This is a genomic window from Frigoribacterium sp. MEB024, assembly GCF_000878135.1.
In the GTDB taxonomy this organism is placed as follows: Bacteria; Actinomycetota; Actinomycetes; order Actinomycetales; family Microbacteriaceae; genus Frigoribacterium.
In genome coordinates, this window is the sequence record NZ_JXQZ01000084.1 from 1 (window position 1) to 9,097 (window position 9,097).

Consider the following 9,097-nt stretch of genomic DNA (forward strand, 5'->3'; position numbering starts at 1 on the left):
AGTTCTCGTGCCTCGTCTCGCTCTGGACGAAGGAGTCGGGCTGGAACTACAAGGCCTACAACGCCAGCGGCGCGACCGGCATCCCGCAGGCGTTGCCCGGCAGCAAGATGGCCTCGGCCGGCAGCGACTGGGCGACGAGCGCCAAGACGCAGATCACCTGGGGGCTCGGCTACATCAAGTCGGTCTACGGCACTCCCTGCGGCGCCTGGTCGCACTCGCAGTCCGTCAACTGGTACTGAGCGGGCCCTCCCGGGCTCGGGTCGCACCGCCTTCTGAACGTCGCACCGCGCACCCGCGCGGTGCGACGTTCAGTTCGTGGTGCGATGCCGGATCGACGGGGGCCGGACGCTAGTTCTGCGGCGGGATCGTCTGCCGGTCGGTCGGTTTGTCGGTGGTGACCGGGGTGGGGCGCGGGCTGGGGCTGGTCGGGCTCGGCGTCGGCGTCGAGGTGCCGTCGGTGGGAGGCGCGGGTGCCGGCGTCGGGCTCTCGGGCGTCGACGACGGGCTCACGCTCGGGCTGACCGTCACCGCGGGGTCGTCGTCGTCACCCCCGCAGGCCGTCAGCACCCCGAGGGTGAGCACCGCCGTCGTCACGGCGGCCCCCACGCGAGCGGTCGTCGTCAGCAGCGTTCGCGTCGGTGTCGTCCCCATGTCGGGAGCCTACGCGCGGCGGCTTCCGTGCAGCGCGGACCGGGAGCCCGACGTCACCCGGCTCAGACCGCGCCCACCAGCGTCCAGGCCCCACCGTCGCGACGCGTCACCCGGCCCTGCACGACGTCGGCCAATTCGCCCACGGTGGCCTCGACGACGGCCCCGATGCGGTGCGCGGGCTCGTCGGCGGCGCACTCGTAGCGAACCACCAGGCGGGGCTCGCCTCGCACCAGCGTGACGTCGCTCGCCTCGACCGTGGTCAACCCCGCGGCGCTCGCGGCGGCCGCGGGCAGCACGGAGTCGGGCCGCACCCCGGGTCTCAGGGTGCCGACGGTGAGCGTGACGCGGTACGAGGGCATGGGCTCATCCAACCCGGCACCACCGACATCGAGCGACGGTCCCAGCAGGGTCGCAGCGCCTTCACGGCACACCCCGAAACACGTCCGACTCACGACCGTGCCACCCTCTCGTCATGAAGCGCACCGCGTCCGCCCGGCTCGAGTTCGACGTCGACGGCCCCGCCGAGTTCGTCCTGTCGATCGCCGCCTCCCGCGCCTACGCCGCGACCGGCACAGGAGCGGCGGCCGACACCGCCCGCATCACCGAGGAGGCGCTGGCCGTCACCCAGCACGGCGCGCCCGTCGAGGTCCGCGAGCTGCACGACCACCACGGCACCCTCCTCCACCTGTGCGACGTCGGTGCCGGCAGGGTCACCGTGGACTACCGGGTGGTCGTCGACGGACGCCTCGACGAACCCGCCGTCGACGAGCTGGACCTCGTGCGATACCGCCGCCCGAGCCGCTACTGCGAGTCCGACACGCTCGGCCCCACCGCCCGCGCCGAGTTCGGCGGGCTCGAGGGGCGCGAGCTGCTGGCCGCGGTCGCGACGTGGGTCGGCTCGCACCTCGCCTACGTGCCCGGGGCCAGCGCCCCCACCGACGGTGCCGTGCAGACCCTGCTCGACCGGCAGGGCGTCTGCCGTGACTACGCCCACCTCGTGATCGCCCTGTTGCGCGGGCTCGACGTGCCCGCGCGGCTGGTCAGCGTCTACGCCCCGGGCCTGTCGCCGATGGACTTCCACGCCGTGGCCGAGGCCTTCGTCGACGGTGCCTGGCACGTGGTCGACGCCACCGGGCTGGCCCCTCGGCAGACGTTGTTGCGCATCGCGACCGGTCGGGACGCCTCCGACACGGCGTTCCTCTCGAGCCACGGGGGCCGCGTCACGGTCGCGGGGATGCAGGTCGGGGCCGTCGCCGACGTCCTGCCGCGCGACGACGTGAGCACCTTCGTCAGCCTCGGCTGACCGCCCGCCGGCACCGCGCCTCCTGCGCTCGCGCCGGCCCTGCCGGCCCTGGGCCAGCCCCACCCCGCCACGAATTGAACGATCCGCCACACGATTGCGTGGCGGATTGTTCATTTCGTGGCGGGGCAGCGGGGCGGCCCGGCTCAGTCCTCGCGGTGCGCCAGCTTGGCGCCCTCGCGCGCGCGGACGGCGGGCTCGTTCTGGTGCACGCCCGCGGGCCAGGACTCCGGCCCGGCCGACCCCGCCGGGTACTCGTCGATGGCGACCTCGCCGGTCGTCCAGGCCTTGACGACGGGGGCGACGATGCGCCACCCCTCCTCCGCCGAGTCACCGCGCACCGACAGCGTCGGGTCGTCGTCGAGGATTCCCTCGAGCACCTCGCCGTAGGCCGTCAGGTCGGCGGCACCGAAGTCGGCGTGCAAGGAGGCGCGGGACAGGTCGTACGAGTCGCCCGGCCCGTTGACGTTCAGTTCGAGCGACATCTCGTCGGGCGAGATCGCGATGCGCAGGCGGTCGGGGGTGCCGCCGCCGACGAACTCCTTGGGCACGTGGGTCGGTGGGCGGAACGTGATGACGATCTCGCGGCGACGCGAGGCCAGGGCCTTGCCCGACCGCAGCAGGATCGGCACGCCGGCCCAGCGCCAGTTCGCCACCTCGACGACGACCTCGGCCAGCGTCTCGGTCTCGAGCGACGGGTCGACGCCGTCCTCGTCGACGTAGGCGGGCAGGGTGCGGCCGTCGACCTCGCCCTTGCCGTAACGGGCGCGGCGGGTGTTGGCGACGGCGTCGTCGTCCCAGACGTGGGTGGCGCGCAGCACCAACTCCTTCTCGTCGCGCAGGTCGGCCGGGCCGAGCGTCGCGGGCGCGTTCATCGTCAGCACGGCCATGACCTGCAGCAGGTGGCTCTGGATCATGTCGACCATGGCGCCGGCGTGGTCGTAGTAGCGGGCGCGGTTCTCGAGGCCGAGTTCTTCGTCGTAGACGATCTCGATGCTCTCGACGTGCTGGTTGTTGAGCATGGGCTCGATCAGGCGGTTCGCGAACCGCAGGCCGAGCAGGTTGAGCACGGTCGAGCGGCCCAGGAAGTGGTCGACGCGGTGCACCTGGTCCTCGTGCACGAGTCGCAGGACCTGCTGGTTCAGCTTCTTCGCGCTGGCGAGGTCGGTGCCGAACGGCTTCTCGAGGGCGAGTGAGGTGCCCTCGGGCAGGTCGACCTTCCGCAGGGCGGCACAGGCCTTCTCGGTGATGGCGGGCGGCAGGGCGAAGTAGATCGACGGAGGGGCGTCACAGGCCTCGACGAGGCTGCGGAGGCCGTCGACCCCGGTCACGTCGGCCGTGACGTACGTGGTCGACTCGAGCAACGCGTCGACGGCGGGGCCGCTCGCGTGGACGCTGTCGAACGACGTCTTCACACGCGCCTTCCACTCGGCGTCGGTGTACTCCTCGACGCCGGCGCCGATCAGCTGCACGCGGCGCGTCGGCTCCAGCGCCAGCAGCCCGCCGAGGCCGGGCATCAGGAGGCGCGCGGCGAGATCCCCGCTCGCCCCCAGGATCAACAGGGTGGCCGGTTCGGGGGCCTTCTTCGCGCTCATGTCGTGCACGGTAGTGGGCCGCGCCCGGGCGCGCCCGGGTGCGCCCGGGACGGGGGTGCCACGGACCACCTCGGAGCACCCGGCGTAGCGTCCACGCCATGAGCGACCAGACCTACACCGCCCGCTTCGTCGGCCACGACGAGACCACCACCGAAGAACTCACCCTCATCGACGGCCTGCCGCAGAAGAGCGTCACCCGCCCCGGAGCCTCCGACGGCGAGGACCTCATGTGGGAGCTCGACGACGACGCCAGCGAGGGCGGCGAGTACGTCTACCGCTCCCTCGGCGTCTCGGGCCACGACTACAGCTGACCCTCCGGCCTGGTGGGTCGCACCGGAGATCCTCCGCACCACGGGATGGACGTCGCACCGCCTAGTGGGCATCGCACCGCCGAAATGGGTGGTGCGATGCCCGATCGGCGGTGCGATGCCCGTCCGGCGGTGCGATGCCCGCCCGGCGGGGCGGCATGGGTCCGGGGAGGCGGGCTGCATCACCTTCGCGGGGGAGGGGCGGGAGGACACCCTGCCCTAGCCTCGTCAGCATGTGGTTGCTGCTGTGGCTCGTGGTGCTCGTCTTCGGGGCCGCCCTCACGACGAACGCGACGGCGCGAGAACTCGCCACCGTCGGCGACCACCGCTTCCCGTGGTGGCGACAGTCCCCGCACACCCCTCCGGGCATCCGGTGGGCGCGGGGGTTCGGCACGGGGGTGACGCTGCTCGGAGTCTTCGGCATCCGCGAGACCACCGACCTCGGCTTCTCGACCGTGGTCGTCTTCGTTGCCGTGGCCGCCGCCCAGTGCGGACAGATCGCATGGCACAACCGCCGGGTCGCACGGCTCGCCCCCGCCGAGCCGGGCGCGGCCGAGGTCCCGAGCCGCGCCTCCTGACCCGACCCGCGCCTCCACCGGCGTGCAATTCGCGACCACGACGCGACGACACGCCGACATCTCGTGGCGGGGTGGCTCGTCAGGCCACTCGAGGTCGGGTTCGGCACCCAGATCGGGCTCGATAGCGGCTGCCGAGGTCGGGTTCGGCACGCAGATCGGGCTCGACAGCGGCTGCCGAGGTCGGGTTCGGCACGGCGGCACGGCGGCTGAGGAGATCCCTCGTAGGTCGCGCCCGGCAGGTCAGGCCCGGCGGGTGGGGCGCACCGAGACGACCTCGGCGGTGGCTCCGTGCGGCAGGTCGACGACGAGGCGTACGGCGTCGGCGACGGACTGCGGCTCGAGGTAGAGCGACGGGTCGTACGTGCCGCCCTCGGCCGTGACCAGCTCGTGCTGCATGTCGGTGTCGACGCGGCCCGGGTGCACCGAGCTGACCCGGACGCCGTGCGGACGTTCCTCCTCGCGGAGGGAGTCGGTGAGCGCCCGCAGCGCGAACTTGCTCGCCGCGTAGGTGCTGCCGTTCGACCCGGCCGTGAAGCCCGAGCCGCTGTTGATCGAGACGACCGTCCCCTGAGCGGCCCGCAGGGCCGGCAGCAGCTGACGCGTCACCTCGGCCACGGCGAACACGTTGACCTCGAACACGCGCCGCCAGTCGTCGCGCTCGGTGTCGGCGACGGCCCGGCCGCCGATCACGCCGGCCGCGTGGACCAACACGTCGAGCTCGTCGAGCGGCGGCACCGTGACGGTCGGGCCCGAGAGGTCGGCGGCCCACGCCGTCGCGGATGGGAGGTCGGCGGTGATCGCCCGCAGCGCCTCCTCGTCGCGGCCGTGGACGATCACGTGGTGGGTGCGGGCGAGGTCGCGGACGACGGCGAGGCCGATGCCTCGCGAGCCCCCGGTGACGAGTGCGGTCTTCATCGCCCCAGTCTGCCGGTCAGGCCAGTGGGTCGTGCCCCCAGTTCATCAGGGACCAGCGCCACTTCGTGTCGGTGACGTCGCCCGAGGGGCGCTGCTTCGAGTGGCGCGCGACGTAGCCGTGGACCTTCTCCATGTGCTTCCAGTCGGCGTCGGTCAGGTCGGCCTTCTTCTTCTCGAGGATGCGCACGATGTGCCGGCCGCTCTCGTGCCCGACGGACTCGCCGCCGTCCTTCTGCCCCACCTCGCGCGACTCGTCGGTGTCGAGCCACTCGCGCAGCGTCGAGGCCGTCATGTTCACGTCGTCGTGGAACTCGTCCCAGGTCTGCCGTCGATCGTCGTCTGCCATGCGACGAGCCAAGCACGCCCTGCACCGCCCCGCACCGCCGGATCGGCGATGATGGCACGGTGCGCACCCTGACCACCGGCACCGCCGCCCTGCTGCTCGCCGCCTCGCTCGCGGTGACGCTGACCTCGTGCTCGGCCGACGGGAACAACCCGACGGTCGCACCGCAGGCGAAGATCCCCGCCGGGCTCGCCGTCGAGGGGTACGCCATCGCCTCACCGGACGCCGTGACGGCAGCAGCCGAGGCGTTCGACCGCAGCGAGGCGGCGATCGACACGGTCGGCGTCTCGGGCGTCGCGATCACGGCCGGCGGGGCCGGTGTCGCCCCGAGCGACGAGTCCGCCAACTCCCTGCGCGAGGCCGCCCAGTCGGCGGGCAAGAAGGCCGAGCTGCTGGTCGTCAACGCCGGCCAGGACGGGTTCAGCGGCGAGCTCGCGACACAGCTGTTGTCGAGCCGGGCCAACCGCGAGTTCGTCGTGTCGGGCCTCACCGGAGAGGTCGTCAACGGCGGCTGGGACGGCGTCCAGATCGACTTCGAGTCGCTCTCGGCCGCGGACGCCCCGGGGCTGGTCGACTTCGCCGCCGAGCTGCGCGACGCCCTGCCCGACGACGCCACGATCTCGATGGCCGTGCAGCCCGACACCGACGAAGCGGGGTACGCGGACCTCGGTTACGACCTCGCCGCCCTGTCCGACTCCGTCGACCGGTTCGTGCTCATGGCCTACGACCAGCACGGCACCGGCTTCAGCGAGCCCGGGCCCGTCGGCGGCCTGCCCTGGGTCGGCCAGGTGCTCGACGCCGCTCTCGAGCTCGTCCCGGCCGACCGCCTCGACCTCGGAGTGGCGGGGTACGGCTACCGCTGGACGGGCGAGGGCACCGCAGGAGGCGCGGTGTCGGTCGCCGAGGCCCGCACCGGTGCGCAGTCCACCGGTTCGTGGGACGCCGAGCAGGCCGAGTACACGGCGTCGCCCGGTGACGGCTCGACCCTCTGGTGGTCCGACGGCCGCTCGATCACGGCCCGCGCCGACCTGGCCGAGTCGAAGGGGCTGCACGGCGTCGCGATCTGGCAGCTGACGACGGGCGACCCGATCCGCCGCGGCTGACGCCGATCAGCCCGAGAGAGGGCTGCCCCTACGGCGTGACGACGCCGATCGGGCCGGTCAGCTGGGGGATGTCCCGGTCGCTCAGCAGCCAGTGTTCTCCGCGACCGGTGATCAGCAGCGCGAGCGGACCCGGACGGCAGACGACGAGCGCGCCGCCTTCTTGGTGCAACACGCCGTCGAGCGCGCCACCGAGGTCGCGGTCGTCCTCGGAGCCCGAGGCCGACAGGACGGCGCAGCGACCCTCGGCGCCCATCGCCTGCAGCAGTCGGCGCATGCCCTCGGGGTCGCTGCGGTCGGGACCGAGCGGGTGGGCGACGGCCATGTCGACCCACTCGACCGAGCCGGTCAGGTCGGCGAGGGCCTGCTCTTCGGGGCCGGCCGGGTCGACCGCGAGGTCGTGCACGGACTGCTTGCGATCGGGCGCGGCGAAGGCCTCGAGCGCGGTGATGACGGAAAGGGGGAGCGACGCCACGGGTGTTCTCCTGTCGAGGGGTTCCCACCATCCTCCCACCCGAGCTGCCCTCACAGGTCCGTCCCCAGGCGGAAACCGGAGCGGGCTCCGAGTCGAGCCGTCGCACTACGCTGCCGGAGAGCGACCCGACGCGCGACGACGACCCGAACTGCCCACCCACGACGACGACGGAGACACCGTGAGCGACGCCCCCGGCCAGCAGCCCTGGCAGAACCCCCAGCAGCCCTGGCAGAACCCCCAGCAGCCCCAGAACCCTCAGCACTCGGCGCCGTACCAGGGCCAGCACCCGCAGCAGCCCTACCCCGGTCCCGGCGGGTACACCGACCCGCTCAAGGGCACCAACCCCGGTGTCGGCACCTCGACCCCGTTCATCTGGGTGCTCGTCCTGCTGCCGCTGGTGCAACTGATCGGGCTCGCCTTCTGGGACGTCGGCGACTACCTGGAGCGCACCGCCACGATCACCCCGGGCGTCTACCAGTCGCCCTTCACGCCGGGCTACCTCGCCTACATGGGCATCGGCCTGCTCGTCTACGCCCTCACGGTCGTCCTCGCCTGGCTCGACCACCGGGCGTTGGCGAGCCGGGGCATCGTGAAGCCGTTCCCGTGGCCGTGGGCGTTCCTCACGGTCGTCTACATCATCGGTCGCTCGGTCGTCGTGAAGCGCCGCACCGGTGGCGGGCTCGCGCCGCTGTGGCTCTACATCGCCGTGTACCTGGTCACGATCGTGGTCGCGTTCACGGTCTTCATCGTGGCCTTCGCCGAATTCGTGCAGACGATGCCGTCCCTGCCGACCACCCCGTAGCGGGCCCTGCTGCGAGGATGGTCGCGTGACCTCCTCCACCGCACCCCGCCTCGGCCTGCTCCTCGACGTCGACGGCCCGATCGCCAGCCCCGTGACCCGCAGCATCGCGCTGCCCGAGATCACCCGCGACCTCGTGGCGCTCGCCGCCCTCGGCGTGCCGATCGTCTTCAACACCGGGCGTTCGGACGCGTTCATCCGCGACGAGGTCGTCCGCCCGTTGCTCGCGGCCGGCCTGCCCGAGGGGTCGCGCGTGCACGGCGTCTGCGAGAAGGGCGCCGTGTGGTTCACGATCGGCCCCGAGCACGGTGCCGACGGCATCGGTCCGATCGAGGTCGACTCGTCGCTCGCCATGCCCGCCGACTTCGGTGCCGAGATGCAGGCGCTGGTGGCGGACGAGTTCGCCGACCTCGTCTTCTACGACACGACCAAGCACGCGATGGTCTCGATCGAGCAGCTCACGAGCGTCGAGTCGTCGACCTACCTGGGCCGGCAACGCGACCTCGACGAGAAGGCGATGCAGGCGCTGGTCCGCCGCGGGTTCGGCGTGCGCCGACTCGACGACGTGCGGCCCGACGCGTCCGGCGCCGTGCAGTGGCGCGTCGACCCGACGATCATCTCGACCGACATCGAGTCGGTGCGGCTCGGCAAGGACCTGGGGGCCGAGCGCGCGCTCGAGCTGCTGGCCGCCGACGGCGAGCCCCCGCTCGCCTGGCGCACGGTCGGCGACTCGCGCAGCGACTACGCCATGGCCGACTGGCTGCACGCGCAGGGTCACGCGGTCGCCCACGTCGACGTCCGCCCGGCCGACGGCGTGCCGACGACGCCGTACCCGGTGCTGACGAGCTCGACGGGCGCCATCCACGACGAGGCCGGTGCCGAGTTCCTGGCCGGCTGGCTGGCCGACCTCACCGTCTGACGCGTCCGGCCGGCGACACGCCCGGCCGAGGCCGTCCTCGAGGACGCCACCCGCGCCTCCTCGGCCCGCTCGCCGTGGTCGGCCCACCCGCCCGTCAGCGTGCCCCCCCCCCCC

12 protein-coding genes and 1 pseudogene are annotated in these 9,097 nt (G+C 72.8%); 7 read left to right on the forward strand and 6 right to left on the reverse strand.

What is annotated here, in order from left to right; translation table 11 throughout:
• Window positions 1-239 (forward strand): annotated as a pseudogene (locus SZ60_RS17555) (phospholipase); the annotation flags it as partial.
• Window positions 240-348: 109 nt separating this feature from the next.
• On the opposite strand, the gene SZ60_RS13630 reads toward SZ60_RS17555, so the two are convergent.
• Both SZ60_RS13630 and SZ60_RS13635 read right to left on the reverse strand, forming a co-directional pair.
• Window positions 349-651: a hypothetical protein gene (locus SZ60_RS13630; protein ID WP_043596774.1), complete on the reverse strand. Its 303-nt coding sequence runs from the start codon at window positions 649-651 to the stop codon at window positions 349-351.
• A gap of 62 nt (window positions 652-713) precedes the next feature.
• Window positions 714-1,010: a hypothetical protein gene (locus tag SZ60_RS13635; RefSeq protein WP_043596776.1), complete on the reverse strand. Its 297-nt coding sequence runs from the start codon at window positions 1,008-1,010 to the stop codon at window positions 714-716.
• Between the two features lie 113 nt (window positions 1,011-1,123).
• On the opposite strand from SZ60_RS13635, the gene SZ60_RS13640 reads away from it, so the two are divergent.
• The gene (locus tag SZ60_RS13640) at window positions 1,124-1,954 is read left to right on the forward strand and encodes a transglutaminase family protein (RefSeq protein ID WP_043596777.1); all 831 of its coding nucleotides are present in this window, start codon (window positions 1,124-1,126) and stop codon (window positions 1,952-1,954) included.
• Window positions 1,955-2,097: 143 nt separating this feature from the next.
• Here SZ60_RS13640 and SZ60_RS13645 read toward each other — a convergent pair whose 3' ends face one another.
• On the reverse strand, window positions 2,098-3,546 hold the full coding sequence (locus SZ60_RS13645; protein WP_082060167.1) for a glucose-6-phosphate dehydrogenase: 1,449 nt from the start codon (window positions 3,544-3,546) through the stop codon (window positions 2,098-2,100).
• A 98-nt stretch (window positions 3,547-3,644) separates the two neighbouring features.
• Between SZ60_RS13645 and SZ60_RS13650 the strand changes: the two genes are divergently transcribed.
• Together SZ60_RS13650 and SZ60_RS13655 are read left to right on the forward strand one after the other, a co-directional pair.
• Window positions 3,645-3,857: a hypothetical protein gene (locus tag SZ60_RS13650; protein WP_043596779.1), complete on the forward strand. Its 213-nt coding sequence runs from the start codon at window positions 3,645-3,647 to the stop codon at window positions 3,855-3,857.
• 230 nt (window positions 3,858-4,087) lie between these two features.
• Window positions 4,088-4,432, forward strand: a complete 345-nt coding sequence (locus tag SZ60_RS13655) for a hypothetical protein (RefSeq protein WP_043596781.1) — start codon at window positions 4,088-4,090, stop codon at window positions 4,430-4,432.
• A 240-nt stretch (window positions 4,433-4,672) separates the two neighbouring features.
• Here SZ60_RS13655 and SZ60_RS13660 read toward each other — a convergent pair whose 3' ends face one another.
• Window positions 4,673-5,347: an SDR family oxidoreductase gene (locus tag SZ60_RS13660; RefSeq protein WP_043596782.1), complete on the reverse strand. Its 675-nt coding sequence runs from the start codon at window positions 5,345-5,347 to the stop codon at window positions 4,673-4,675.
• A gap of 16 nt (window positions 5,348-5,363) precedes the next feature.
• Entirely contained in the window at window positions 5,364-5,693 is a 330-nt protein-coding gene (locus tag SZ60_RS13665; protein WP_043596783.1) for a DUF3140 domain-containing protein, read from the reverse strand.
• Window positions 5,694-5,752: 59 nt separating this feature from the next.
• Between SZ60_RS13665 and SZ60_RS13670 the strand changes: the two genes are divergently transcribed.
• Window positions 5,753-6,793: a glycosyl hydrolase family 18 protein gene (locus SZ60_RS13670; RefSeq protein WP_052505414.1), complete on the forward strand. Its 1,041-nt coding sequence runs from the start codon at window positions 5,753-5,755 to the stop codon at window positions 6,791-6,793.
• Between the two features lie 28 nt (window positions 6,794-6,821).
• On the opposite strand, the gene SZ60_RS13675 is transcribed toward SZ60_RS13670, so the two are convergent.
• Window positions 6,822-7,265, reverse strand: coding sequence for a hypothetical protein (locus SZ60_RS13675; RefSeq protein ID WP_043596785.1), 444 nt, complete (start codon window positions 7,263-7,265; stop codon window positions 6,822-6,824).
• A gap of 178 nt (window positions 7,266-7,443) precedes the next feature.
• Between SZ60_RS13675 and SZ60_RS13680 the strand changes: the two genes are divergently transcribed.
• Both SZ60_RS13680 and SZ60_RS13685 read left to right on the forward strand, forming a co-directional pair.
• Complete coding sequence (locus SZ60_RS13680; protein ID WP_052505415.1) at window positions 7,444-8,067, forward strand: hypothetical protein; 624 nt, start codon at window positions 7,444-7,446, stop codon at window positions 8,065-8,067.
• A 25-nt stretch (window positions 8,068-8,092) separates the two neighbouring features.
• Window positions 8,093-8,983: a hypothetical protein gene (locus SZ60_RS13685; protein WP_043596787.1), complete on the forward strand. Its 891-nt coding sequence runs from the start codon at window positions 8,093-8,095 to the stop codon at window positions 8,981-8,983.
• Window positions 8,984-9,097 lie beyond the last annotated feature (114 nt).